The organism is Streptomyces sp. NPDC054786 (genome assembly GCF_053611685.1).
This window is the reverse complement of sequence record NZ_JBSHAW010000075.1, coordinates 1-23,281: the sequence shown is the minus strand read 5'-3', so window position 1 is coordinate 23,281 and position 23,281 is coordinate 1. Positions and strand designations below refer to the sequence as shown.

At 72.8% G+C, this 23,281-nt stretch carries 22 protein-coding genes; 11 read left to right on the top strand and 11 right to left on the bottom strand.

Annotated elements, in window-relative coordinates; genetic code table 11:
* Window positions 1–38: 38 nt before the first annotated feature.
* Window positions 39–1,664, bottom strand: a complete 1,626-nt coding sequence (locus ACWGI6_RS36920; protein WP_453271558.1) for an ABC-F family ATP-binding cassette domain-containing protein — start codon at window positions 1,662–1,664, stop codon at window positions 39–41.
* Between the two features lie 327 nt (window positions 1,665–1,991).
* Complete coding sequence (locus ACWGI6_RS36915; protein WP_453271557.1) at window positions 1,992–3,413, bottom strand: cytochrome P450; 1,422 nt, start codon at window positions 3,411–3,413, stop codon at window positions 1,992–1,994.
* Between the two features lie 118 nt (window positions 3,414–3,531).
* Between ACWGI6_RS36915 and ACWGI6_RS36910 the strand changes: the two genes are divergently transcribed.
* The 3 genes from ACWGI6_RS36910 to ACWGI6_RS36900 all read left to right on the top strand — a co-directional run bounded on the left by ACWGI6_RS36910 (window position 3,532) and on the right by ACWGI6_RS36900 (window position 6,082).
* A complete protein-coding gene (locus ACWGI6_RS36910) occupies window positions 3,532–3,933 on the top strand; it encodes a (2Fe-2S) ferredoxin domain-containing protein (protein WP_453271556.1) in 402 nt (133 codons plus the stop codon).
* Between the two features lie 167 nt (window positions 3,934–4,100).
* Entirely contained in the window at window positions 4,101–4,904 is an 804-nt protein-coding gene (locus ACWGI6_RS36905; protein WP_453271555.1) for a response regulator transcription factor, read from the top strand.
* Window positions 4,901–6,082 (top strand): sensor histidine kinase, encoded by a 1,182-nt coding sequence (locus ACWGI6_RS36900; protein ID WP_453271554.1) that lies wholly within the window; start codon window positions 4,901–4,903, stop codon window positions 6,080–6,082. The genes ACWGI6_RS36905 and ACWGI6_RS36900 overlap by 4 nt, the downstream gene beginning before the upstream one ends.
* Window positions 6,083–6,103: 21 nt before the next feature.
* Here the strand turns inward: ACWGI6_RS36900 and ACWGI6_RS36895 are convergent, their stop codons facing one another.
* From ACWGI6_RS36895 to ACWGI6_RS36870, 6 genes are all read right to left on the bottom strand, one after another.
* Window positions 6,104–7,456, bottom strand: coding sequence for an MFS transporter (locus ACWGI6_RS36895; protein WP_453271553.1), 1,353 nt, complete (start codon window positions 7,454–7,456; stop codon window positions 6,104–6,106).
* The gene (locus ACWGI6_RS36890; protein WP_453271552.1) at window positions 7,453–8,091 is read right to left on the bottom strand and encodes a helix-turn-helix domain-containing protein; all 639 of its coding nucleotides are present in this window, start codon (window positions 8,089–8,091) and stop codon (window positions 7,453–7,455) included. The genes ACWGI6_RS36895 and ACWGI6_RS36890 overlap by 4 nt, the downstream gene beginning before the upstream one ends.
* 148 nt (window positions 8,092–8,239) lie before the next feature.
* Window positions 8,240–8,926, bottom strand: a complete 687-nt coding sequence (locus ACWGI6_RS36885) for a cytochrome b/b6 domain-containing protein (protein WP_453271551.1) — start codon at window positions 8,924–8,926, stop codon at window positions 8,240–8,242.
* A complete protein-coding gene (locus tag ACWGI6_RS36880; RefSeq protein ID WP_453271550.1) occupies window positions 8,910–9,662 on the bottom strand; it encodes a molybdopterin-dependent oxidoreductase in 753 nt (250 codons plus the stop codon). Before ACWGI6_RS36880 ends, ACWGI6_RS36885 begins: the two co-directional genes overlap by 17 nt.
* Before the next feature lie 80 nt (window positions 9,663–9,742).
* Window positions 9,743–10,660, bottom strand: coding sequence for a hypothetical protein (locus tag ACWGI6_RS36875; protein ID WP_453271549.1), 918 nt, complete (start codon window positions 10,658–10,660; stop codon window positions 9,743–9,745).
* 390 nt (window positions 10,661–11,050) lie between these two features.
* Entirely contained in the window at window positions 11,051–12,706 is a 1,656-nt protein-coding gene (locus ACWGI6_RS36870) for an FAD-binding dehydrogenase (protein ID WP_453271548.1), read from the bottom strand.
* 211 nt (window positions 12,707–12,917) lie between these two features.
* On the opposite strand from ACWGI6_RS36870, the gene ACWGI6_RS36865 reads away from it, so the two are divergent.
* The 8 genes from ACWGI6_RS36865 (at window position 12,918) to ACWGI6_RS36830 (ending at window position 19,823) form a co-directional block, all read left to right on the top strand.
* The gene (locus ACWGI6_RS36865; RefSeq protein WP_453271547.1) at window positions 12,918–13,811 is read left to right on the top strand and encodes a DMT family transporter; all 894 of its coding nucleotides are present in this window, start codon (window positions 12,918–12,920) and stop codon (window positions 13,809–13,811) included.
* 240 nt (window positions 13,812–14,051) lie between these two features.
* Window positions 14,052–14,585, top strand: coding sequence for an NUDIX hydrolase (locus ACWGI6_RS36860; RefSeq protein WP_453271546.1), 534 nt, complete (start codon window positions 14,052–14,054; stop codon window positions 14,583–14,585).
* 43 nt (window positions 14,586–14,628) lie between these two features.
* Window positions 14,629–15,039 (top strand): YidH family protein, encoded by a 411-nt coding sequence (locus ACWGI6_RS36855; RefSeq protein ID WP_453271545.1) that lies wholly within the window; start codon window positions 14,629–14,631, stop codon window positions 15,037–15,039.
* A 3-nt stretch (window positions 15,040–15,042) separates the two neighbouring features.
* Window positions 15,043–15,405, top strand: coding sequence for a DUF202 domain-containing protein (locus ACWGI6_RS36850; RefSeq protein ID WP_453271544.1), 363 nt, complete (start codon window positions 15,043–15,045; stop codon window positions 15,403–15,405).
* Window positions 15,406–15,534: 129 nt separating this feature from the next.
* A complete protein-coding gene (locus ACWGI6_RS36845; RefSeq protein ID WP_453271543.1) occupies window positions 15,535–16,596 on the top strand; it encodes an MBL fold metallo-hydrolase in 1,062 nt (353 codons plus the stop codon).
* A 171-nt stretch (window positions 16,597–16,767) separates the two neighbouring features.
* On the top strand, window positions 16,768–17,820 hold the full coding sequence (locus ACWGI6_RS36840; RefSeq protein ID WP_453271542.1) for a phosphotransferase family protein: 1,053 nt from the start codon (window positions 16,768–16,770) through the stop codon (window positions 17,818–17,820).
* Between the two features lie 7 nt (window positions 17,821–17,827).
* The gene (locus ACWGI6_RS36835; protein WP_453271541.1) at window positions 17,828–19,042 is read left to right on the top strand and encodes an acyl-CoA dehydrogenase family protein; all 1,215 of its coding nucleotides are present in this window, start codon (window positions 17,828–17,830) and stop codon (window positions 19,040–19,042) included.
* A gap of 139 nt (window positions 19,043–19,181) precedes the next feature.
* Window positions 19,182–19,823: a MerR family transcriptional regulator gene (locus ACWGI6_RS36830; protein WP_453271540.1), complete on the top strand. Its 642-nt coding sequence runs from the start codon at window positions 19,182–19,184 to the stop codon at window positions 19,821–19,823.
* Here ACWGI6_RS36830 and ACWGI6_RS36825 read toward each other — a convergent pair.
* From ACWGI6_RS36825 to ACWGI6_RS36815, 3 genes are all read right to left on the bottom strand, one after another.
* Window positions 19,811–20,431, bottom strand: a complete 621-nt coding sequence (locus ACWGI6_RS36825) for a class I SAM-dependent methyltransferase (RefSeq protein WP_393906978.1) — start codon at window positions 20,429–20,431, stop codon at window positions 19,811–19,813. The two genes, ACWGI6_RS36830 and ACWGI6_RS36825, sit on opposite strands and share 13 nt — an antisense overlap.
* A 432-nt stretch (window positions 20,432–20,863) precedes the next feature.
* Window positions 20,864–21,469 carry a TetR/AcrR family transcriptional regulator gene (locus ACWGI6_RS36820; RefSeq protein ID WP_393906979.1) on the bottom strand — a complete coding sequence of 202 codons (606 nt, stop codon included), beginning with the start codon at window positions 21,467–21,469 and terminating at the stop codon, window positions 20,864–20,866.
* Window positions 21,470–21,495: 26 nt separating this feature from the next.
* The gene (locus tag ACWGI6_RS36815) at window positions 21,496–23,157 is read right to left on the bottom strand and encodes a class I adenylate-forming enzyme family protein (RefSeq protein ID WP_453271539.1); all 1,662 of its coding nucleotides are present in this window, start codon (window positions 23,155–23,157) and stop codon (window positions 21,496–21,498) included.
* Between the last annotated feature and the right edge of the window lie 124 nt (window positions 23,158–23,281).

Sequence of the window (23,281 nt, the reverse complement as noted above, 5' to 3'; positions counted from 1 at the left end):
GGGCGGGGGCGTCCCCCCGCCCCGCCGCCCCGATTCGTCTACAGCGGTGCGATGTCGGTCAGTTCACCGTCCTCCAGGGCGAGCCACCGGGTGATGCCGATGTCCCGAAGGAACGTCAGATCGTGGCTGACGACGAGGAGCGCGCCCTCGTAGGACTCCAGGGCCGTGACGAGCCGGTGGACCGACGCGAGGTCGAGGTTGTTCGTCGGCTCGTCGAGCATCAGCAACTGCGGGGCCGGCTCGGCCAGCATCAGGGCGGCGAGCGAGGCGCGGAAGCGTTCGCCGCCGGAGAGCGTGCCGGCCTGCTGGTCGGCACGGGCGCCCTTGAACAGAAAGCGGGCGAGCCGGGCCCGGATGCGGTTGTTGGTGGCGTCCGGGGCGAAGCGGGCGACGTTCTCGGCCACGGTCAGCGCGGGGTCGAGGACCTCCAGCCGCTGCGGCAGGAAGCGGTAGGGGACATGGGTCTGCGCCACACCGTCCTGCGGTGGGATCTCGCCGGCGACGGTCCGCAGCAGCGTGGTCTTGCCGGAGCCGTTGCGGCCGGTCAGCGCGATCCGTTCGGGGCCGCGTACCTCCAGATCGGCGTGGGCGCCATAACGGGCCCGCAGGGCGTGCAGGGTGAGCACCGTGCGGCCCGGCGGCACGGCGGTGTGCGGCAGGTCGATGCGGATCTCGTCGTCGTCCCGGACCGCCTCGGCCGCCTCGTCGAGGCGCTCCTTGGCCTCCTTGAGTCGTTCGGTGTGCATGATGCGGTGCTTGCCGGCGGATACCTGGGCCTCCCTCTTGCGCTCGTTCATGACGATCTTCGGCTCGCGCTTGTTGGCGTTCATCTTGTTGCCGTAGCGGACCCGGCGGGCCAACTTGATGTGTGCGTCGGCCAGTTCGCGCTTCTGGCGCTGTACGTCGGCCTCGGCGGCGCGCACCGTCCGCTCGGCCGCTTCCTGTTCGACGGCCAGGGCGTGCTCGTATGCGCTGAAGTTGCCGCCGTACCAGTGGATCTCCCCGTCGCGGAGGTCGGCGATCCGGTCGACGAGTTCGAGGAGTTCACGGTCGTGGCTGACCACGACGAGCACCCCGGACCAGCCGGCGACCGCGGCATGGAGCCGCTGCCGGGCCGCCCGGTCGAGGTTGTTGGTGGGCTCGTCGAGCAGCAGGACGTCCGGCCGGCGCAGCAGCAGAGCCGCCAGCCGCAGCAGGACCGACTCGCCGCCGGACACCTCGCCGATGGTGCGATCGAGGTCGAGGCCGGGCAGCCCGAGCTGGTCGAGGGTGGCGCGGGCGCGCTCCTCGACGTCCCAGTCGTCGCCGATGGCGGTGAAGTGCTCCTCGCCGGCGTCGCCGCCCTCGATGGCGTGCAGGGCGGCGCGCGCCGCGGCGATGCCGAGCGTCTCGTCGACCCGCAGCCGGGTGTCGAGCGGGGCGTGTTGCGGGAGGTAGCCGATCTCGCCGGCGACCTTGATGCTGCCCGCGGTCGGGGTCAGCTCGCCCGCGATCAGCTTCAACAGGGTGGACTTTCCGGCCCCGTTGAGGCCGACGAGGCCCGTTCGGCCGGGGCCGACGGCCAGCGGGAGGTTCTCCAGGACGGGACTGCCGTCGGGCCAGCTGAAGCCGAGGCCGGTGCAGACGATGGCCGCGGAGGACGCAGAGGTGGATGACGTGGACAAGGGGTCTCCTGAGCGCTAGAGGGGGTGCGGGGAATGCGCTGGGAGACACCGCGTCATCGGAACGCCGGGGTGCGTCGGGTACGCCGTACGTACGCCGAGGTCGCGGACGGGCCGCGCGAGGCATGATTCGCCGCTCCGGATACCGGGAGCGCAGGGCGAATCACCGTCGCGGGCGCGGTGTCTCAGGACCTCAGACGAGCAACGGCCTTCTCCGATCGGCGGCAATGGGAACGAGGTCGACGATACGGGGGACGCCGCCGAAACACAAACGCTATTTTCGTTGCGTTTGTGTTTCCCGCCGTGGGCGGTGCGGCATCCCCGGTCCTGCTACTCCCCGGCTCCGTCGCGCGGACGCAGGCGAACGCGGGCCGGCCCGGTCGCCTGGAGGGTGATACCGGCGGCGACCGGCACCTCCCGGTCCACGGCTTCGAGTTCGTACGTACGGAGCAGCATGGCCAGCGCCAGCACGGACTCCAGCATCGAGAAGTGCTGCCCGATGCAGGCGCGCGGCCCGCCGCCGAACGGGAACCAGGCGTAGCGGTGCCGTTCGGCCTCCCTCTCGGGTGCGAAGCGCCGCGGATCGAAGCGTTCCGGGTCCTCCCACAGATCCGGGCTGCGGTGGGTGACCCAGGGCGCGACGACGACATCGGCGCCGGCCGGGATGCGGAATCCGCCGATCTCCGTGGCGGCCACGGCCCGGCGGCTGACGACCGGTGCCGCCGGATACAGCCGCATGGACTCCTTGAGCGCCTGCGTCAGATACGGCAGGCGGTCCAGGTCGGCGGCCGTGGGGGTGCGCCCGCCCAGCTCCCGGTCGATCTCCTCGCGGACCCTCGTCTGCTCCTCGGGGTGCCGGGCGAGGAGGTGGAGGGTGAAGGCCAGGGAGGTCGCGGTGGTCTCGTGGCCCGCCAGCAGGAAGATCAGCACCTGTTCGCGGACCTCGGTCGCGTCGAGCGAGCCGTCCTCGTCATTGCCGGCCGCGGCCAGCAGGGACAGCAGGTCGTTGCCCTCGTCCGGCGCTTCTCCGGCCGTCCCGCGCGCCGCCCGCCGGTCCGCGATGATCCGGTCGCACAGCGCGTTCAGCTCGTCGGTGGCGGCGCGGGCCCGCAGGTTCCCTGGGGTGGGCCACTCGCGCGGGACCTTCACGGGTACGTAGGCACGCCGTACGACATAGGCGTTGATGACCGGGGCACACCGGTGGAAGGCGTCCTCGGCCGCCGCCGCGTCCAGGCCGAACAGGATCCGGGCGACGGTGCGCAGCGCCAGCCGGTTCATCTCGGGGACCAGGTCGACGGTGTGCCCCTCGGCGGTGCGCCAGCGGTCGGCGAGGGCGTCGGCCTCGGTCGTGACGGCCGAGGCGTAGCTGTCGACCCGGCGCTTGGTGAACAGCGGCTGCGCCAGCCGCCGCTGCCTGAGGTAGTCGGTGTCCTGGCTGGTGAGCAGGCCGTTGCCGAACGCCTGCCGGACCTCCTCGTAGAGCGGGTGGTCCTTGCGGAAGTTGGCGGCCTGGGAGGCGAGGATCTGCTGCACGCCCTCGGGCGCGAAGACCGCATGGAACACACTGCGCAGACCGGGCGGGCCGGCCTCCAGACGCACCACATCGCCGTGCGCGCGCCGGGCGTTCAAGAACGTGCCGAGGGAGTCGCGCCGGAGGTCGAGCATCGAGCCGAGCACGGGAAGGCCGGCCGGGCCGGGTATCTCGCTCTCCGGTGCGGGACCGGGATGGGGGTGGGAATCGGTGAGGGACATGCCGGATGTCTATCCCGCGGGCCCGGGTTCCTACCCCGCACACCCGGATTGCCCGCCCGTGGTGCCCCGGCCGCCCTCCCCGCGTTCTGCCCGGCGCGGGCCCCGTAGCATGAACCGGATGATCAACAAGCCTGCCGGGAAGGCAGCCACCGCGACCCCGTGCCGGGTCACCGTGTGCCGCGGCTGCTGCTGCGGCGATGCGGCCAAGATCCCGGGCGTCGACCACGCCGGGCAGATACCGCGGTTGCGCGCGGCGCTCGACGGTGCGGCGCCGGTGCGGGCCTCGGAGTGCCTGGACGTGTGCGACCAGGCGAACGTGGTCGTGGTCCAGCCGTCGCCCGCGGGCCGGGCGGCCGGCGGGCGCCCCGTCTGGCTGGGGCTGGTCAACGACGACGACGCGCTGGCGGACATCGCCGCGTGGATCCGCGCCGGCGGACCCGGCCTCGCCGAGCCGCCGGGCGTGCTCGATCTGTATGCGATCACGGTGTCGCGACGCGTACGGGAGGGGCTGGAGGGCTGAGGCCCCGCAACGCCGCCGCGTCCCGGCCCCGACCGCCCGCCGCTCCCTCCGACGGCACCACCGCCGGTTACCGGAGTCTTACGGCGGCGGACCGGACCGCCCGCCACCGCGCGTACTGGTGTTGGCTGGAACCATGACCCATCTCCCGGGAAGGGCACGCTGACCCCGTGCACCGAGCAACGCCACCCTCCGTACCCCCGCCCGCCCCGCTGAACGGGCCGCCGCGCCGTGTCCTGGTCGTCGAGGACGATCCGACCGTCGCCGAGGTCGTCACCGGCTATCTCTCCCGCGCCGGCTACACCACCCAGCACGCCGCCGACGGTTTCGCCGCCCTCGACCGGGCCGCGGCGTTCCGTCCGCATCTCGTGGTGCTCGATCTGATGCTGCCGGGCATCGACGGTCTGGAGGTGTGCCGCCGGCTGCGCCGTGCCGACGACGGCCCGGCGGTCCCGGTGGTGATGCTGACCGCCCGCGGCGAGGAGGCGGACCGCATCCTCGGCCTGGAGCTGGGCGCGGACGACTATGTGACCAAGCCGTTCAGTCCCCGGGAGCTGGTGCTGCGGATCGGCTCGGTGCTGCGCCGCGCGGAGTCCGCGCCGCCGGCCGCGGCGCCCTCCGCCGTCCTGCGGGCCGGCGATCTCCGTGCCGACCCCGGGGGCCGGCGCGCCGACCGCGACGGGCGGGAACTCTCCCTCACCGCCCGCGAGTTCGACCTCCTGGTCTTCCTGATGCGCCACCCCGGGCAGGTCTTCTCCCGGGAGGAGCTGCTGCACCGGGTCTGGGGCTGGGAGTTCGGCGATCTGTCCACCGTGACCGTGCATGTGCGGCGGCTGCGCGAGAAGATCGAGGAGGATCCGGCCGCACCCCGGCTGGTGACGACGGTCTGGGGCGCGGGCTACCGCTTCGACCCCATGGGGGACGAGCCCCCGCCGGACCCCTGGCCCCTGCTGGGAGGCGAGCCGCAGTCATGACGGACTTCCTGGTCATCGTGGCGCTGGCGGCACTGGGCGCGGCGCTGGCGGGGGTGCTCGCCGCGCCCGCGGTACGGGTGCTGCGGCGGCGCTCGGTCGCGCTGTCGCTGTTCGCGGTGGCGGTGCTGGCGGTGGCCGCGATGGCGGCCGGGACGGTGGCGGTCGCCCAGGCGATGTTTCTGTCCGGGCACGACCTGGGCGTGGTGATGGCCGTCGTGGCCGTCTCCGGGGTGGTGTCGCTGGCGGCCGCGCTGCTCTTCGGACGGCGGATCGCGGCGGGCAGCCGGGAGCTGGCGCGCTCGGCCCGTACGGTCGGCAGCGAGGGCGGCTTCGTGGCGCCCGCCGAGCCGCCCACCGCCGAACTGGCCGCACTGTCCCGGGCGTTGGAGGAGACCAGCGGACGGCTCGCCGAGGCACGGGAGCGGGAGCGGGCGCTGGATGCCTCCCGGCGCGATCTGATCGCCGGGATCTCACACGACCTGCGCACCCCGCTCGCCGGGCTGCGGGCGATGGCCGAGGCGCTGGAGGACGGGGTCGCCGAGGACACCGCGCGCTACCACGCCCGGATGCGGATCGAGGTCGACCGGCTGGCCGCAATGGTCGACGACCTCTTCGAACTGTCCCGCATCCAGGCCGGGGCGCTGGCCCTGACGCTGTCGCGGGTGTCGGTGTACGACCTGGTGGACGATGCGCTCGCCGGAGCCGGTCCGCTGGCGCGGGCGAGCGGGGTGCGGCTGGTGGACGGCGGGGTGGTACCGCTGCCGGTGCGGGTGGACGCCCAGCAGATCACCCGCGTACTGGGCAATCTGCTGGTCAACGCGATCCGGGCGACACCGGAGGACGGCACCGTCGCGGTCAGCGCGCGGCACGAGCGGGGCCGGGTGGTGCTCGCGGTCGAGGACGGCTGCGGCGGCATCCCGCCGGAGGATCTGGCGCGGGTCTTCGACACCGGCTGGCGCGGCGGTGCGGCACGCACCCCGCGCGCGGACGGCAAGGGCGGCGCCGGGCTGGGGCTGGCGATCGTCCGCGGGATCGTGGAGGCCCATGAGGGCCGGACCACGGTACGGAACGCCGGGTCGGGCTGCCGCTTCGAGGTCGAACTGCCGTCGGCGGAGCAACAGACGGAGCCGCAGACGGAGCAGCGGACGGACCCGCAGGCGGAGCCGCCCACGGCATGAGCGTACGGCCGCCGGTGCGACTCAGCGCCGCGCCGCCGCCCCGCCCCGGCCCTCCGTCCCGTGGCCGGGCTCGTCGCGCTCCCCGCCTTGCCCCGCTGTCCCACGGACCGGCTCGTCGCACTCCTCCCGTTGCGCCTCGGCGGGACGTACCGGCAGGTCGCGGACGGTCCGGATCGGCGAGAAGAGGAGAATCAGGGCGGCCAGCGGGACGCCCGCTGTCATGATCCACATGGCGGTGCGGACGCCCAGGGCGGAGCCGAGCGCACCGCCGAGCAGCGCACCGAGGGGGAGTGTGCCGTAGTTGAGGAACGAGGTGCTGGCGATGATCCGGCCGAGCAGCGCCGGCGGGCAGTAACGCTGCTGGAAGCCCGCCTTGAGGATGTTGCCGCCCACCACACCCGCTGACACGGCGAAGCTGCCCGCGACGTACAGCACCGCTCCGGCGCCATGCGTGGTGAGCGGGATGAGCAACACGGCGCTGGGCAGGCCCAGTTCGTACAACAGCATGGCGCGGGCGGTGCCGAACCGGTCGGCGACCGTGCGGAGGGCAAAGGCACCCGCGATCCCGCCCGTACCGGCCAGCGCCAGCAGCCCGCCGACCGCGCCGGGCGACAGACCGACCTCGCGGACCAGGAAGACCGTCAGGAGGGACTGGTAGCCCATGAGCGCGAGGTTGGAGGCGGCGCCGAAGAGCGTCAGCGTACGGAACCACACATCACCGGCGGCCAGCCGCAGCCCCTCGGCGACCTCCGCGGTCAGGGCCCGCGGGACGCGGTCGCGGGGGTCCGGGCGCGGCTCCCGGTGCCGGATGCCGAGCAGGCACAGCAGCGCGACGAGGAACGTGACGGCATTGGCGGACAAACCGCCTACGGCTCCCGCCAGTTGGGTGAGGAGGCCGCCCGCCCCCTGCCCGGCGATCTGCGCAGCGGAGGCGCTGCCGTGCAGCGTGGCGTTGCCCTCGGCCTGGTCGGCCGGTGCGAGCAGGGTGGGCAGATAGGCGCTGTACGCGGTCTGGAAGACCACCGCCGCCGCACCGGCCGACAGGGCCAAGGCGATCAGCAGTCCGAGGCTCAGCCCGCCGGCCGCGGCGAGGACCGGGACGGCGGCGAACAGCGCCAGCGAGAGCGCCGCGGCGGCCAGCATCAGGGGGCGGCGGCGCAGCCGGTCCACCCAGACGCCCACCGGCAGGCCGATGAGCAGCCAGGGCAGCCAGACGCAGGCGCTGAGCAGCGCGACTGCGAAGGTGGGGGCGTGCAGCGTGGCGATCGCCACCAGCGGCATCGCCACATTGGTGACCGCCGCCCCGAACTTCCCCGCCGTCTCGCCGCACCACAACAGCCGGAAGTCACGGTGGCGGCGCAGCAGTCCGCTCACTGCTCGTGTCGCTCCTTGCGCGGGAAGGACTGCAACTGGACGACGACCGGCTGCTCCTCCGCGGCGGCCCCACCGGATCCGCTCTGCGCCGCATCCCGGTGCCGGGCGACGACCTCCGCCAACTCCTCGTTCAGCGCCGCGAGTTGTTCATGAGTCAGCCGCAGATCGTGCCACTGGGTGAGGGTGCCGGCATCCCGCCACTCCCGCTCCCAGTCCTCGGTCAGATAGGTGACGACCCGGTTGAAGTGCTGCTGGACGATTTCGTGCACATAGAGCGACAGCGCGCCACGGGTGTCCGGATCGTCGCGGAATTCGGCGGTGTCGAGCCGGTGGGTGACATGGGCCGCCCGCCACCAGCGCTCACGCTTGGTGCCGCGGCCGGTCTCCTCCTCGATGAAGCTGTGGTCAGCGAGGTGACGCAGATGCCAGCTGACCGTTCCGGTGTTCTCACCGAGGCGGCGCCCGAGCCCGGTTGCGGTATCCGGCCCGTCGAGGCGCAGCAGTTCCAGGATGCGCATCCGCAGGGGGTGGGCCACACCGCGCAGACTGCGGGCGTCCATCCGGCGGGTCGGGGGCGCGGCGGACGGTGTCGGCCGGGACGGGTGCTGGTGCCGGTGCTCCGGGGCGTCGGTCATGGACGGCAGCCTAGAGTTGCAGAGACTTCTCTGCACACGATTCTCTGCAAAGAAGTGTCTGCAATGAGCGGGACCGGCCAGGCGGTCGAAGACCGGGACGCGTCCTTCGGGTCAGCCGCGGCCCCGGGGGCGATCCGCAAGACGTGACCTAGGCATCGCCCTTGCCCTTGCCCTTGCCCTGGTCCCCGCTCCCGTCCCCGTCGTCCTTCCCGTGCACCCACAACGGATGCTCGCGTCGGGCCCATTGCGGGTCGACGGAGCCGGTGCGCAGGCCGCGGCGGGACTCGGGGTCGTCGAACGCCTTCCAGACATGGCCGGCGATCACGAGGATCACGGCGAGCGCGAGCCAGTCGTGGACGAAGGTGGCGCCGGTGCGCCAGACGAGCGGCGCAAGGTGGGTGAACCACATCAGCAGGCCGGTGCCGAGCATCACCAGGACGGCGCCGGCGATCCACGCGGCGTAGAGCTTCTGGCCGGCGTTGAACTTGCCGGCCGGGCGGCCCCCTCGGCGGCGCAGTGCGGCGCGCAGCCACTGGCGGTCGTGCGGACCGTAGCGGTTGAGGCGGGTGAGGTCGGCGCGCAGGGCGCGGGAGCCGAGGCCCAGCAGCAGGGGGGCGGGCAGCAGGATGCCGGACCACTCGTGGACGGTGACCATCAGGGCGCGGCGGCCGACGAGTTCGGCGAGGAAGGGGAGGTAGAGGCAGCCAGCGGTGAGGACACAGACGGCCATCAGGGTGGCGGTGGCGCGGTGCACCCGGTGCTCGGCGGGGGTGAAGCGGAGGACGCGGGGGCGCGCCGTGGTGGGCTCGGACCGGGCCTCAGGTGGTCGGGGCATCGTCGCGTCCGTTCGACCGGCCGACCCAGGCGTCGACGTCATATCCGAGGTTCTCCCAGTATCCGGGCTGTACATGGTCGGTGACGGTGATCCCGGAGAGCCACTTCGCCGACTTGTAGAAGTACATGGGCGCGACATAGAGGCGCACCGGACCGCCGTGCGCATGCGCGAGCGGCTTGTCCTGCATCCGCAGGGCGACCAGGACGTCGTCGCGGCGGGCCTGTTCGAGGGTGAGGGATTCGCTGTAGGCGCCGTCGAAGCAGGTGAAGCGGACGGCCTTGGCCTCGGGGCGGACACCCGCGGCATCGAGCAGGACGGAGAGGCGTACGCCCTCGAAGGGGGTGCCGGGCACCCGCCAGCCGGTGACGCACTGGACGTCGCGGACGAGCCGGGTCTGCGGCAGCCGGCGCAGATCGGCGAGGCGGTAGCCGGCGCGGTGGCGGACCAGGCCGTCGACCGTGAGGCGGTAGGTGTGTTCGTCCTTGGCCGGTACGGAGCCGGTCACGGAGTAGTAGCGGAAGCCGCCGCCGCCCGGGAGCAGACCGGTCAGGCCGGTGGGGTCCTGCTGTGCGGCGGCGCCGAGGGTGCTGTCGTAGGCGCTCTGCAGGAAGGGGGCCGCGGCGACGCCGGCGGCACCGGCGGCGAGCATGCCGAGCACCACACGGCGGCCCACGGGGGTGCCGTGGCCGTCCTCGCCGCCGCCCGCCGCACGGGCCAGTTTCGCGTCCTTGGTCACCCTCCGATTCGAACACCCTGCGGGCCCCGGGGCCAGTGTCCGGGCCCCGGCGTCAGACTTTCGTCATCAGCGCCGCGGGGTCACGGGGCGGCGGCTTCCCGGGCCCGGCACAGTGCGGTGGCCCGTGCGGCCCGGAACGCGCCTTCGCCGTCGCGGCCCGGGTACGACCACGGTGCGCGCGTGGGGTGCGGGCCGATCCGCTGGAACAGCGCGGCGGCCTCGGCCATCCTCCCTTGGTGGAACGTGGCATGGGCGAGGAAGTTGAGATCGATCTTGCGGCGCGGGTGCTCCTCGCCCTCCCACTCCAGCCACCAGTCGACGGCGGCCTGCAGGACGTGCCGGGCGCGCCGGGTGGACCAGTGGCCCCAGTCCGCGGGGTCGGGGGGTGCCAGGCCCGCGGCGGCAAGGACGCGGTAGCGCTCGGCGTGCGCCACGACGGGCAGGAGGGCGAGCGGGGAGTCGGCGGGGGCGCGTTCCGCGGCGCGGGCCGCGAAGGTGTGGGCCGGGTGCCGCGGGTCGTCGCTGCCGCCGGCCCGCTGTTCGGCCAGGCAGGCCGTCATCAGGTGGTGAGCGTGGTGGTGGTCGCGGTGGCGGGCGCGCACCTGGTGGAAGGCGTGGGCCCGTTCGCCCGGGGTGCCGGCGCGACGGGCGAGGATCAGCGCGCCGAGCCAGGGGGTGGGGTCGTCGGGCAGCATCCGGGCGGCCGTGGCACAGGCTTCGGCGGCGGCCCCGGTGCTGCTCTCGCCGCGCAGGGCGAGATGGACGGTGGCGAGGGCCAGGAGGGTGGCCGCGTCGCCGCTGTCCGGTTCGGCGAGCTGCCAGTCGCCGGCCCAGGCGGCGGCGCCGGGGCAGGTGGCCAGGACGGTTAATCGGTGGCCGCGCAGATCCCAGTCCGCACCGGTCCCGGCGAGCAGGGTACGCACCCGGACCCACTGGCCGAGCGCCAACGCATCGGCCGCGATGGCCAGTTGGGCGTCGTCCAGGGCCGGAGTGAGCACCGGGACGCCCGGACAGCTGGCACGTTCGAGGGGCGGCGGCGTCGAGGGCGAAGGGGAAATCGAAATCACGGGTCAGGGACTCCATGGCGCGCCGCACCGGCCGCCTCACCGCACCGAGTCGTCCTCGGGGGGAGGGGGCCAAATCCGCGCACCTCTACAGAGGGTGATGACTTGGTCCGCACCAGTCATCACGCACAGCAAAGCGGCACGCAGAGCTCCGCGTCAAGACGGGAAGGGGAATGGCCGGATCCGCCAACCCCTCTTTCCGCATCACGGAATTGAGCGCCACGTCACCGGAACTCGGCCGGGTGCGACGCCCCCCACGCCCCTCCCGCCTCCTCCGCACCGGTCCTTCCCGCACCGCCCGCACGCCCCGCACCACCCCGCCCGTCAGGACACCGCCCGCGCCGCCGCCCGCCCCGCCGTCCGCCCGGAGAAGAGGCAGCCGCCGAGGAACGTGCCCTCCAGCGAGCGGTAGCCGTGCACCCCGCCACCGCCGAATCCGGCCGCCTCGCCCGCCGCGTAGACGCCGGGCAGCGGCGCACCCCCGTCGGTCAGCACCCGCGAGGAGAGGTCGGTCTCCAGACCGCCGAGCGTCTTCCGGGTGAGGATGTTCAGCCGTACGGCGACCAGCGGGCCGGCCTTGGGGTCGAGCAGCCGGTGCGGGGCGGCGGTGCGGATCAGGCGGTCACCGAGGTAGCTGCGGGTGCCGCGCAGCGCCATCACCTGGAGGTCCTTGGTGAAGGGGTGCGCGATCTCCCGGTCCCGCGCCACGATCTCGCCGCGCAGCGCGTCCTCCGCTATCAGCGGCTCCTTGGTGACCTCGTTCATCCGCCGCACCAGATCGGTCAGCGAACGCTCGACGATGAAGTCCGCGCCCCGGTCCATGAACGCCCGCACCGGTCCCGGTGCGCCGGCCCTGGCCCGGCCCAGCACGCCACGGACGCTCTTGCCGGTCAGATCGGGGTTCTGCTCGGAGCCGGAGAGGGTGAACTCCTTCTCGATGATCTTCTGGGTGAGCACGAACCAGGTGTGGTCATGGCCGGTCCGCATGATGTGCTCCAGCGTGCCCAGGGTGTCGAAGCCCGGGAACAGCGGCACCGGCAGCCGCTTGCCGCGGGCGTCGAGCCACAGCGGGGACGGGCCGGACAGGATCCGGATGCCGTGCAGCGGCCAGATGGGGTTCCAGTTGTCGATGCCCTCCGTGTAGTGCCACATCCGGTCGCGGTTGATGATCCGGCCGCCGGCCGCCTCGGCGATGCCCAGCATCTTGCCGTCCACATGCGCGGGCACCCCGGACAGCATCCGCCGCGGGGGCTTGCCGAGCCGCTCGGGCCAGTTGGCGCGCACCAGCTCGTGATTGCCGCCGATACCGCCCGAGGTGACGATCACGGCCTGGGCCTTGAGCTCGAAGGCGCCGGCCACCTCACGGCTGCTGGGCCTGCCGCGCTCGGCGTCCGAGGGCTCCAGGATCTCGCCGCTGACGGTGTCCACGCTCCCCCCGGTGCGCGACAGCCCCGTCACCCGGTGGCGGAAGCGCAGATCCACCAGCCCGCGGGCGGCCCCGGCCCGCACCCGGCGCGCGAACGGGGCGACCAGACCGGGCCCGGTGCCCCAGGTGATGTGGAAGCGGGGGACGGAGTTGCCGTGCCCGGTCGCGTCATAGCCGCCGCGCTCGGCCCAGCCGACGACGGGGAAGAGCCGTACGCCCTGCCGGTGCAGCCAGGAGCGCTTCTCGCCGGCCGCGAAATCGACATAGGCCTCGGCCCACTTGCGCGGCCAGTGATCCTCGGGCCGGTCGAAGCCTGCCGTACCCAGCCAGTCCTGCCAGGCCAGCTCGTGGCTGTCGCGGATCCGCAGCCGGCGCTGTTCGGGGGAGTCCACCAGGAAGAGGCCGCCGAAGGACCAGTGGGCCTGCCCGCCGAAGGACTGCTCGGGCTCCTGATCGAGGAGGATCACCTTCCGTCCGGCGTCCACCAGCTCCGCGGTGGCCGCCAGGCCCGCGAGCCCCGCTCCGATCACGATCACATCAGCGTCGTACGCCATCTCAGCTACTCCTCAACGGGGCACGCCGGGCGCCCCTGCCGCCGTGGTGGAACGATCCTCAGCGCACCCGACTGCCGCGTCAACCGTCGAGTTACCCAGCGGTACACCGGGACGCGCGGGAGAATGGTGGGTGACGAGGGCCACCCCACGCCCGCCGCCGGATGACTATCCTCAGGCGCATCCCCCCGCCCCGCGCGATACGAGGTGCGACGTGACGGTGATACTGCTCGCCCTTGGAGCGGCCTGCTGTCTGGGACTCGGCTTCGTGTTTCAGCAGGCCGCGGCGCAGCGCGCCCCGATGAAGGACTACCTCTCGGTCCGTCTGCTGCTCGACCTGGTGCGCATGCCCCTGTGGCTGGCCGGTATCGGCCTGATGGTGGTCGGGATGGCGCTCGGCGCGGTGGCGTTGGGGATGGGCGACATCACGCTCGTGGAGCCACTGCTGGCGACCAATCTGCTGTTCGCGATGGCGCTGTCGCGGCGGCTGACCCGGCAGCGGCTCGGCCGTAGCGGCTGGGCCGGGCTGTGGCTGCTGGCGGGCGGGGTGACGGCCTTCATCGTGGCCGGGCGTCCACAGGGCGGGCAGCGCAGCACCGACCATCTGTGGCAGTGGCTGATCATGGGCATGGTGCTGGGCACCGCTTTGCTGCTGGCGGCGGTCGCCAAGCGGGAGCGGGTGCATGTGAGCCTGGAGGCCGCCCTGCTGGGCGTCGCGGCAGGCCTGATCTACGGGCTGCAGGACGCCCTGACCCGGATCAGCGGTGAGCATTTCACCGAGGGCGGCTGGTCGGCCCTGGCCACCAGCTGGCAGCCGTACGCCATCGTCGTGCTCGGCGTGCTGGCGCTGGTGCTCGTGCAGAGCGCCTTCGAGTCGGCGCCGCTGCGGCTGTCGCTGCCCGCGCTGACCGCCGCCCAGCCGCTGGCCGGTATCGCCTGCGGGGTGGGGTTCCTCGGTGACCAGCTGCAGGTGACGGCCGGGGCGCTGGCGTGGGAGGTGGCCGGGATCGTGGCCGTCGTCGCGGGCATCGTGCTGATCGGCAGCCATCCGGCGATGCCGCCGGGGTCCGGCCGGCGGGAGAGCGTGCGGGAGCTGCAGCCGCACTGACGCGCATCCGGCGCGGCCGCCTCCTTCGCCCGGCAGCTCCCCTCCCGGTCCCGCCCCCGCTCCCCCGTCCGGCCCCATGTCCCTTCCCCCGTCCGGGGCTTTCTCGTGTACCACTCCCCGCTTCGCCGCTCCCCCGTCTCCCGGTCCTCCCCCCTCGGCCGCTCCCCCTCGCTGCCGCCCGCCCCCGGTGACGGCCGCCCGGCATGTGCCGCCCCGGACCCGGGTGGTTGCATGGCTCCCATGACTGATCAGCAACCGCTCAACGCGGACGAAATCCTCGACGTCGTCGATGAGGACGATCAGGTCGTGGGGCAGGCCCCACGCGGTGAGGCCTACGCCCGCAGGATGCGCACCCGCTGCGCCTTCGTCCTCGCCCGGGACGACCGGGACCGGATCTTCGTCCACCGCCGCACCCCGCAGAAGCTCGTCTTCCCCTCGCACTACGACATGTTCGTGGGCGGGGTGGTCGGCGCCGGCGAGACCTACGACCAGGCGGCGCTGCGCGAGGCCGAGGAGGAGCTGGGGGTCCAGGGGCTGGAGCCGCCGCAACCGCTGTTCAAGTTCCTCTACGAGACGGCCGAGCACACCTGGTGGTCCGCGGTCTACGAGGTGCGCTGCACCCTGCCGGTCGCCCCGCAGGAGTCGGAGATCGAGTGGTCCGCGTTCCTGACCGAGGAGGAGCTGGTCCGGCGGCTCGACGAGTGGCCGTGGACGCCGGACGGGCTCGCCGCGTACCGGCAGCTGGTCGCCCGGCGGGAGGCGGGGGAGTTCTGAGGCGACGCGGGCAGGGCACGGGCCGGCCGATAGGGTTTCGGCCATGATCCTCACTGAGGGACTGCGGTCGGCCGGCGCGGCCGTACGGCTGTGGTTCTCGCCCGCGCGGATCGGCGAGGAGGGCGCGACCCCCGACTACCGCTTCTCGCTCGCCAACGAGCGCACCTTCCTCGCCTGGCTGCGCACCGGGCTGGCGCTGATCGGCGGCGGGTTCGCGGTGGACCAGTTCCTGCCCCGGCTGCACCAGGGGCTGCGGGTGACCTTCACCGTCGTCCTGCTGGTCGGCGGCGCGCTGTGTGCGCTGCGGGCGGTCAATCACTGGGTGCGCTGCGAGCGCGCGATGCGGCGCGGCGAGGACCTGCCGGTCTCCCGCTTCCCCACGGCGCTGGCGCTGAGCGTCGGCGTACTGGCGGTGGCGGTGGTCGTGCTGGTCCTCCTGGGCCGGACCACCTAGCCGATGGCGGGCGGACCGCGGCCGGACGCGGGGGCGCCGCGGCCGGCCCCCGACCGGGACCCCGGGCTGCAGCCGGAGCGGACCAGACTGGCGTGGCGGCGTACGACGCTGTCCGCCACGGCGATGGCGGTGCTGGCCGCCCGTCAGCTGCTGCGGAGCGCGGCCCCCGGACCGGTGGAGGTGGTTCTGGCGGTGCTGACGGGGCTGCTGTGGATCGGGTTTGTGGCTCTCGCGCACCGCCGGATGCAGGAGATGGCCACCGGCCGCCCGCCGGGTCTGCCCCCGCGGACCGCACTGCTGCTGGTCGGCTGCACCCTCGCGCTGGCGCTGTGCGGCGCGGTGATCCTGGTGGGGCCGGAGCACTGAGAGGGGGCACGTTGCCGCCACGGCGGGCGGCGGCGGTACGGTGACGCGACCCTCGCTATCCCGGAGCGGACCCCCTCTCCGCCTCGGCCGCGGGGAATGAGGGACCACCGGACGAGGAGACACATCCGCATGGGCGACTCGGCAGCACGGAACACGCCGGAACAGACCCCGGCAGCACACACCTCGGCCGCACGGACCTCCGGGCCCGGCGCCACCGGGCCGGACCCGGCGCAACCGCCCCGCGCCGGCACACCCGCGGACGCGCCACCCACCGACGGATCCCCCGTCCCCGAGCCCTACCTCACCGAACTCGCCGCCGGCGTCCATGCCTTCATCCAGCCGGACGGCGGCTGGTGCCTGAACAACGCGGGCTTCGTCACCGACGGGGACGCCACCCTGCTCGTGGACACCGCCGCCACCGAGCGCCGGGCGCGCCTGCTGCGCCGCCGGATCGCCGAGAGCGGCGCGCCGGCGCCCCGCATGGTGGTCAACACCCACCACCACGGCGACCACACCTACGGCAACTGTGTCTTCGCACCCGAGGCGACGGTCATCGGGCATGCCTCCTGCCGCCATGAGCTGCTGGCCGCCGGGCAGCAACTGCACGCGGTGTGGCCGCAGGTGGAGTACGGCGACATCCGTCTGACGGCGCCGGAGGTCACCTACACCGACGAGCTGGCCCTGCACGTCGGCGACATCGAAGTGCGGCTGATCCACCCGGGCGTGGCGCACACCACCGGCGACACCGTCGTCTGGCTGCCCCGGCAGCGCATCGTCTTCGCCGGCGATCTGGTCTTCCACGGCGGCACACCGTTCGTCTTCATGGGCTCGCTCGCCGGATCGCTGCGGGCACTGCAACTGCTGCGCACCCTGGACGCGGTCACCGTCGTCCCCGGGCACGGTCCGGTGACCGGCCCCGAGGTGTACGACGGCATCGAGCGCTATCTGCAGTTCGTCCTGCGGCTGGCGCAGGAGGGCCGGGCGGCCGGGCGTACGCCGCTGGAGGTGGCCCGGGAGGCGGACCTCGGCCCGTTCGCCGGGCTGGCCGAGAGCGAGCGGCTGGTGGCGAATCTGCACCGGGCGTACGCGGAGCTGGCGGGGGCGGCGCCGGGTGCCCCGCTCGACCTGGTGGCCGGGTTCGGCGATATGACGGTGATGAACGGCGGGGTGCCGATGGCGTGTCACGCATGACCACGGCCGGGGGTGCCTGAGCCATCGGTGACAGGGGCGGTCGGGGCCGCCGGAATGGCGGAAATTCCTCGCGTGACCGACGCCCCATGCCCCGGCACTGGACTCCATACCGACTAGTCGGCATGATCGTGCTGCGACCGATCGACCGTCCACTCCGTACGGAGGAGCACGATGAGCAAGGGCACCCCTCCCCCGCAGTCCCAGGACCGGGAGGATCCTCCCGGCCTCGACCTGGAACGACTGCGCGAGCATCTGGACCGGGAGCGGCCGGGGCTGGCCGGCGGCCCGCTGCGGGCCCGGCTGATCGAGGGCGGGCGGTCCAATCTCACCTACCGCGTCACCGACGGTGCCGCCTCCTGGGTCGTCCGCCGGCCGCCGCTCGGCCATGTGCTGGCCACCGCCCACGACATGCGGCGCGAGCACCGCGTCATCAGCTCCCTGCACGAGACACCGGTGCCGGTACCCGAGGCGCTGCTGCTGTGCGAGGACGAGTCGGTCGTCGGCGCACCCTTCTATGTGATGGAGCTGGTCGAGGGCGTGCCGTACCGCACGGCCGACCAGCTGACTCCGCTCGGGCCCGAGCGCACCCGGGCCGTGGTGCTCTCCCTGGTCGATACGCTCGTGGACCTGCACGCCGTGGACCCGGAGGCGGTCGGGCTCGGCGACTTCGGCCGCCCCGAGGGCTTCCTGGAGCGCCAACTGCGCCGCTGGGGCAAGCAGTTGAGCGCCTCGAAGAACCGTGATCTGCCGGGGATCGACGAGCTGCACGAGGCGCTGGGCCGGGCGCTGCCCGCCTCGCCCGCACCGGCCGTCGTCCACGGCGACTACCGCCTCGACAACGTCCTGATCGGGGCCGATGACACCCTCAAGGCCGTTCTGGACTGGGAGATGTCCACGCTCGGCGATCCGCTGACCGACCTCGGCCTGCTGGCGATGTACAGCTCGGACCTGGGCCTGCCGCAGTCGCCGGTCAGCACCACCAGCGGCGCCCCCGGCCACCCCTCACCGGCCGAGCTGATCGAGCGCTATGCCGCCCGCTCCGGCCGGGACACCTCCGCCATCGCCTGGTACACGGCGTTCGCCTGGTTCAAGCTCGCCGTGATCCTCGAAGGCATCCACTACCGCTTCACGCTCGGCCAGACCGTCGGCGCCGGGTTCGACCGGATCGGCGAGCTCGTCCCCGTCTTCATCGGCCACGGACTCACCACCTTGAAGGAAGGCTGAGCGACCCATGGACTTCGCATTCGACGCCCGCACCCAGGAGCTGCGCGAGAAGCTCCTGACGTTCATGGACGAGCATGTCCACCCGGCCGAGCAGACCGCCCACGAGCAGCGCGCCGCGCTCACCTCGCCGTGGGACACCCCGGCGGTCGTCGGGGAGCTCAAGGCCGAGGCCCGCAGGCAGGGCCTGTGGAACCTCTTCCTCCCCGACGCGGAGTACGGCGCCGGGCTGACGAACCTCCAGTACGCGCCACTGGCCGAAATCACCGGCCGCAGCCCGCAGTTGGCGCCCACCGCACTGAACTGCGCGGCGCCGGACACCGGCAACATGGAGGTACTGGCGCAGTTCGGCGACGAGGCGCAGCGGAAGCAGTGGCTGGAGCCGCTGCTGGCCGGTGAGATCCGGTCGGCGTTCGCGATGACCGAGCCGGAGGTGGCCTCGTCGGACGCCACCAACATCGAGACGCATATCGCGCGTGACGGCGACAACTACGTCATCAACGGCCGGAAGTGGTACATCTCCGGCGCGATGAACCCGCTGTGCCAGATCTTCATCGTGATGGGCAAGACCGACCCGGACGGCGCGGACCTCCGCCGCCAGCAGTCGATGATCCTGGTGCCGCGCGACACCCCCGGCGTGGAGGTCAAGCGCGCCATGCAGGTCTACGGCTACGAGGACCACTGGCACGGCGGCCACGCCGAGGTGCTCTTCCATGACGTCCGGGTACCGGCGAGCAATCTGATCGGCGAGGAGGGCGGCGGCTTCGGCATCGCCCAGGCCCGGCTCGGCCCCGGCCGGATCCACCACTGCATGCGACTGATCGGCATGGCCGAGCGCGCCATCGAGCTGATGTGCCGCCGCGCGGTGGCCCGTACGGCCTTCGGCAAGCCGCTGGCCCAGCAGGGCGTGGTGCAGGAGTGGATCGCCGACGCCCGGGTGGCGGTGGAGCAGTTGCGGCTGCTGGTGCTGAAGACCGCCTGGCTGATGGACACCGCCGGCAACAAGGGCGCCCACACCGAGATCCAGTCCATCAAGATCGCCACCCCGCGCACCGTCGTGGGCATCCTCGACAAGGCGGTACAGCTGCACGGCGCGGGCGGTGTCAGCCAGGACTTCCCGCTGGCGGAGCTGTGGGCCGGCGCCCGCACGCTGCAGTTGGCGGACGGCCCGGACGAGGTGCACCAACGGTCGCTGGCCCGCCGTGAATTGAAGCGCTACCTGTAGGGCGGGGCGGCCGGTACGGCAGCCGTGCCCGAGGGGGTGGGGACCTCGGGCACGGACTGCGCACGGCGGGGACGCGGGGCCGCTGTCCGACGGCCGGAGTCGGCCCCGGCCGGTGCGGACGCGCCGCTATCCTCGGGGGATGCGTATCGGAGAACTGGCGCGGCGGACCGGTGTCCCGGTTCCGACGATCAAGTACTACACCCGGGAAGGCATGTTGCCCGCGGGTGAGCGCACCGGTCCGAACCAGGTCCAGTACGCGGATTCGCACATCCGGCGGCTGAAGCTGATCCGTGCGCTGACCGAAGTGGGCGGCTTGTCCATCGCGGCTGCCGCCGAGGTGCTGACCGGAATCGACTCTCCGGGCAGCACCGTGCACGGCATGCTCGGGACCGCACAGTCGGCGGTCAGCAGGGTGGCCGCCGAGCGGGGCACCGACGCGACGTGGGAGCGCGCCGAGCGGGAGGTCGCGGAGCTGGTGCGGCGGCACGACTGGGCGGTGCGGCCCGAGAACCCGGGGTGGCAGACGCTGGTGCAGGTCGTGGTGGCCTACCACGAGCTCGACCAGGCTGAACTGCTCGGCCTGCTCGACCGGTACGCGCAGGCCGCGGGGACCCTGGCCGCCGCCGAGCTGGCGGCATTCGACGGGGTCCCGGGCATCGACGCCCAGATCGAGGGTGCGGTGCTCGGGACCGTGCTGGGCGACGCGGCGATGGCCGCACTACGGCGGATCGCCCAGGAGGACGTCTCCCGGCGGGTGCAGGCGCAACCTCACACGGGGTGAACGGGGTCGCCGGCCGGTACGAGGTGATGCACCCGGGCCGGCGGCAGGTTGCCCAGCACCAGTTCCGTACGGAAGGTGTGCCGGTCGAGTATGCGGCGCAGTGCGTTCTGCCCGTCGAGGGCGTGGACGCGCGCCGATCCCCCGCTGAACGTGCGGCGCACCGTCGCCCCGCCGACGTAGCCGAAGAAGGAGAGGGTGCCGCCGGGCCGCAGGGCGCCGAGCAGCCGGTCGAAGATGTCCGTCGTCGTCGGGGCGTCGAAGTTCGCGAACGGCAGACCGCAGACGATCGTGTCGTAGGTGCCGAGTTCGTGCTCCTGCACCAGGCCGGTGAGGAACTGCAGCCGCGGGTCACTGCCGTAGGCATCGTGAAGCAGGTCGACGAAGCGGGGGTTGGCCTCGACCAGGTCGAGGGTGTCCTGCCGGCCGAGCGCGTCGGCGATATGACGGGTCACCGCTCCGGTGCCCGGCCCCACCTCCAGGACGGCACGGGAACGGCCGGGGCTGGGGATGAGATAGCGGGTCAGGGCCCTGCCGAGCCGGGGACTGCTCGGAGCAATCGCGCCCACCTCCCGGCGCGTCCGTGCGTACTCCCGGAGAAACAGCGTCACTTCAGCCACAAGGCCACCCACATCGGTAGTGATAGCAGTACTATCGATACCGTAAGTTACGGACAGCGGATGAGGACACCCCCGAGCCACAGCCGCCCCTTGAGTGTCGCTGCCCCCGAGCGCATTCCCACTGGTCTTGCGCGCAATCCAATAATTTTCCGGAAGATGCGGTGAAGCCCTTCGCGGCGTGGCGCGAGGCGGCCGGGCTCACCCCGATGTGCCCGGTCCGATACCCACGGTGAGGGTGCGGGATCGCGCCACCCCCCGCACATGTGGCGAACGGAACACCGAGCGCGCCCGTGGCGGACAGCAGGCATCCCGGCGCCACGCCCGAGGCGGCCTCCCGCCGGGCGCAGGCGTGGGCCGGCACCGCAACGCCGTGGTCCGGCGGGCCAGGTGCCCCGGACCACGGCGTTCGGTGCGGCCTCAGGACTACGGCCGCAGGGCGCGCAGCAGCAGGTCCGCCAGATGGTCCGCGACCTGCTGCGGGCTGAGCGGCCCGTCCTCGCGGTACCAGGTCCCCAGGTGGTGCACGGAACCGAAGTGGTAGTCCACGACCAGGTCGGCGGGGATGTCGGCGGCGAACACGCCGGTGCGCTGGCCCTCCTCGACCAGGGCGCGGAACTGCTCGTGGTAGCGGCGCCGCTCCGCGCGCACCTGCTTGTCCTTCTCCGGACTGAGGTGGTGCATCGAGCGGAAGAAGATCTTGGTGTCGTCGAGGTTCGCGATGGTGGTGACGACCACATCGGCGGCGGCGTCCCGCAGTCTCTTCTCCACCGGCTCTTCGGCGCCGGCGAACTGGTCGAGCCGCTCCTGCTGGAGCCGCAGGACCCGGCCGTAGACCTCGTGGAGCAGATCTTCCTTGGAGCCGAAGTAGTGGTAGAGGGCGCCCTTGGTGACGCCCGCCGCATCGACGATCTCCTGGACCGAGGTGCGGTCATACCCCTGCTCAGCGAAGAGCCTCGTGGCGGTGGCCAGCAGCCGCTGGGCCACCGGCTTCGCACCACCGTTGCCGTTGCCGTCCTTCGTGCCGGCCATCGCCCTCACCTGTCCTTCGTGCCTAGTCATGCGCGGTGGCGCAGCTCCCGTCGGAGGATCTTGCCACTCGTGGTCTTCGGAAGCTCGGCCAGGATCTCCACCACACGGGGATATTTGTACGCGGCGAGCCGTGCCTTGCAGTAAGCGGCCAGCTCGGCGGGGTCCGGGGCGGTGCCGGGGCGCAGGCTGACATAGGCCTTGACCGACTCGCCGCGGTAGGCGTCGGGCACCCCGACGACCGCCGCCTCGCGCACCGCCGGGTGGCTGTAGAGGACGTCCTCGACCTCCCGCGGCCACACCTTGAAGCCGGAGGCGTTGATCATGTCCTTCTTGCGGTCGACGACGTACAGCCAGCCGTTGGCGTCCATGAAGCCGATGTCGCCGGTACGCAGCTCGCCGTCCGGGATGGCCTCGGCGGTGGCGTCGGGGCGGCGCCAGTAGCCGGGGACGACCTGGGGGCCGCGGACCGCTATCTCGCCCTGCTCGCCGAACGGCAGGTCCTGGCCGTTCTCGTCGGTGATCCGGACGACGGTGTCGGGGCCGGGCACGCCCACGGCGAGCGTGCCGGAGACCTTGTCGACCGGTGCCTGTTTGCCGGGCGGGACGCTGGCACAGGGGGCGGTGCACTCCGTCAGGCCGTACCCGTTGTGGAGGTAGGGGCCGAAGTCGGTGCGGAACTTCTCGACGAGGGCGGGCGGCAGCGGGGCGCCGCCCGAGGACATGGTCCGGAAGGACGCGAAGTGGTCGCGGGTGACGCCGGGGTGGGACATCAGCGCCATGTAGGCGGTGGAGGGCCCGACCGTATAGGCGGGGCGGTGCTCCACGAAGGCGTCCAGGACGACGCCCGCGTCGAAGCGGTAGGAGAGCGCGAGGGTGCCGGAGTTGGCGACACAGGCCGCCAGTTCGCAGACCATGCCGGTGATGTGGAAGAGCGGGGCGAGCGCGAAGTAGGTGGCGCCTTCGGGCAGGCCCAGGCCGGTGCGCTGGCGTTCGGCGTTGTAGGTGATGTTTCCGTGGGTGTTGGTGGCGCCCTTGGGGGTGCCGCTGGTGCCGGAGGTGTAGCTGATCAATGCGAGGTCGTCGGCGGTGAGCTCGGGGTCGGCCGGCACCGCGCGGATCCGTCCCGCGGTGCGGGCGACGGTCAGCAGGTCGTCGGCGCCCTCCTGCGGCCCGAGCCGTTCACCGCGCAGCACCCGCCGGTCGTCACGGGTCTGCAGGTCCCGTTCCCAGGCGGTGAGCGCGAGCCGTACGGACGGTGCCTCGGCGGCGGTGGCGCGCAGAAAGCCGTCCCAGGTGCGGTCGGCGCAGATGACGGCGGTGACCTCGGCGTCGTCCAGGATGTGCCGCATCTCGGCGGACTTATACATGGGGTTGACCGGCACCACCACGCCGCCGGCCTTCCACACGCCGAGCAGTGCGAGCACGAAGTGCGGGGTGTTCTGCAGCATCACCGCGGCCCGCTCGCCGCGCCGGAAGCCGCGCTCGGCGAGGTGGGCGGCGATGCCGTCGGAGAGCGCATCGGTCTCTGCGTAGGACAGCCGGCCGTCGAAGTAGGCGAGCGCCGTACGGTCGGGGACCCGGCCCACCGCGGTCCGGAAGGCGTGCAGCATCGAGGGGGGCGGCTGGACGGGGGCGCGCTGGGCGTCGTTGAGCTGTGCCAGCCACGGCATGTCCTGGTAGGAGGTCATCGGGGTGCGGCCCTTTCTTCCTGATCGCCTGATCATCCCTGCGGGGGAAACACCTGGGTGACGCGGGGTGACGCGCCGGGCCCGGACCGGCCCGTCACCCCGCTCTGCCAGGGCGGGTCCGCAC

What these genes read in the sequence shown, in the direction of transcription:
- ACWGI6_RS36835 (WP_453271541.1), top strand. Translation starts at nt 17,828, where the DNA reads ATGGACTTCGCATTCGACGCCCGCACCCAGGAGCTGCGCGAGAAGCTC.
- ACWGI6_RS36850 (WP_453271544.1), top strand. Translation starts at nt 15,043, where the DNA reads ATGGCGGGCGGACCGCGGCCGGACGCGGGGGCGCCGCGGCCGGCCCCC.
- ACWGI6_RS36820 (WP_393906979.1), bottom strand. Translation starts at nt 21,469, where the DNA reads ATGGCCGGCACGAAGGACGGCAACGGCAACGGTGGTGCGAAGCCGGTG.
- ACWGI6_RS36830 (WP_453271540.1), top strand. Translation starts at nt 19,182, where the DNA reads ATGCGTATCGGAGAACTGGCGCGGCGGACCGGTGTCCCGGTTCCGACG.
- ACWGI6_RS36900 (WP_453271554.1), top strand. Translation starts at nt 4,901, where the DNA reads ATGACGGACTTCCTGGTCATCGTGGCGCTGGCGGCACTGGGCGCGGCG.
- ACWGI6_RS36915 (WP_453271557.1), bottom strand. Translation starts at nt 3,413, where the DNA reads ATGTCCCTCACCGATTCCCACCCCCATCCCGGTCCCGCACCGGAGAGC.
- ACWGI6_RS36815 (WP_453271539.1), bottom strand. Translation starts at nt 23,157, where the DNA reads ATGACCTCCTACCAGGACATGCCGTGGCTGGCACAGCTCAACGACGCC.
- ACWGI6_RS36845 (WP_453271543.1), top strand. Translation starts at nt 15,535, where the DNA reads ATGGGCGACTCGGCAGCACGGAACACGCCGGAACAGACCCCGGCAGCA.
- ACWGI6_RS36855 (WP_453271545.1), top strand. Translation starts at nt 14,629, where the DNA reads ATGATCCTCACTGAGGGACTGCGGTCGGCCGGCGCGGCCGTACGGCTG.
- ACWGI6_RS36885 (WP_453271551.1), bottom strand. Translation starts at nt 8,926, where the DNA reads ATGCCCCGACCACCTGAGGCCCGGTCCGAGCCCACCACGGCGCGCCCC.
- ACWGI6_RS36910 (WP_453271556.1), top strand. Translation starts at nt 3,532, where the DNA reads ATGATCAACAAGCCTGCCGGGAAGGCAGCCACCGCGACCCCGTGCCGG.
- ACWGI6_RS36860 (WP_453271546.1), top strand. Translation starts at nt 14,052, where the DNA reads ATGACTGATCAGCAACCGCTCAACGCGGACGAAATCCTCGACGTCGTC.
- ACWGI6_RS36870 (WP_453271548.1), bottom strand. Translation starts at nt 12,706, where the DNA reads ATGGCGTACGACGCTGATGTGATCGTGATCGGAGCGGGGCTCGCGGGC.
- ACWGI6_RS36890 (WP_453271552.1), bottom strand. Translation starts at nt 8,091, where the DNA reads ATGACCGACGCCCCGGAGCACCGGCACCAGCACCCGTCCCGGCCGACA.
- ACWGI6_RS36840 (WP_453271542.1), top strand. Translation starts at nt 16,768, where the DNA reads ATGAGCAAGGGCACCCCTCCCCCGCAGTCCCAGGACCGGGAGGATCCT.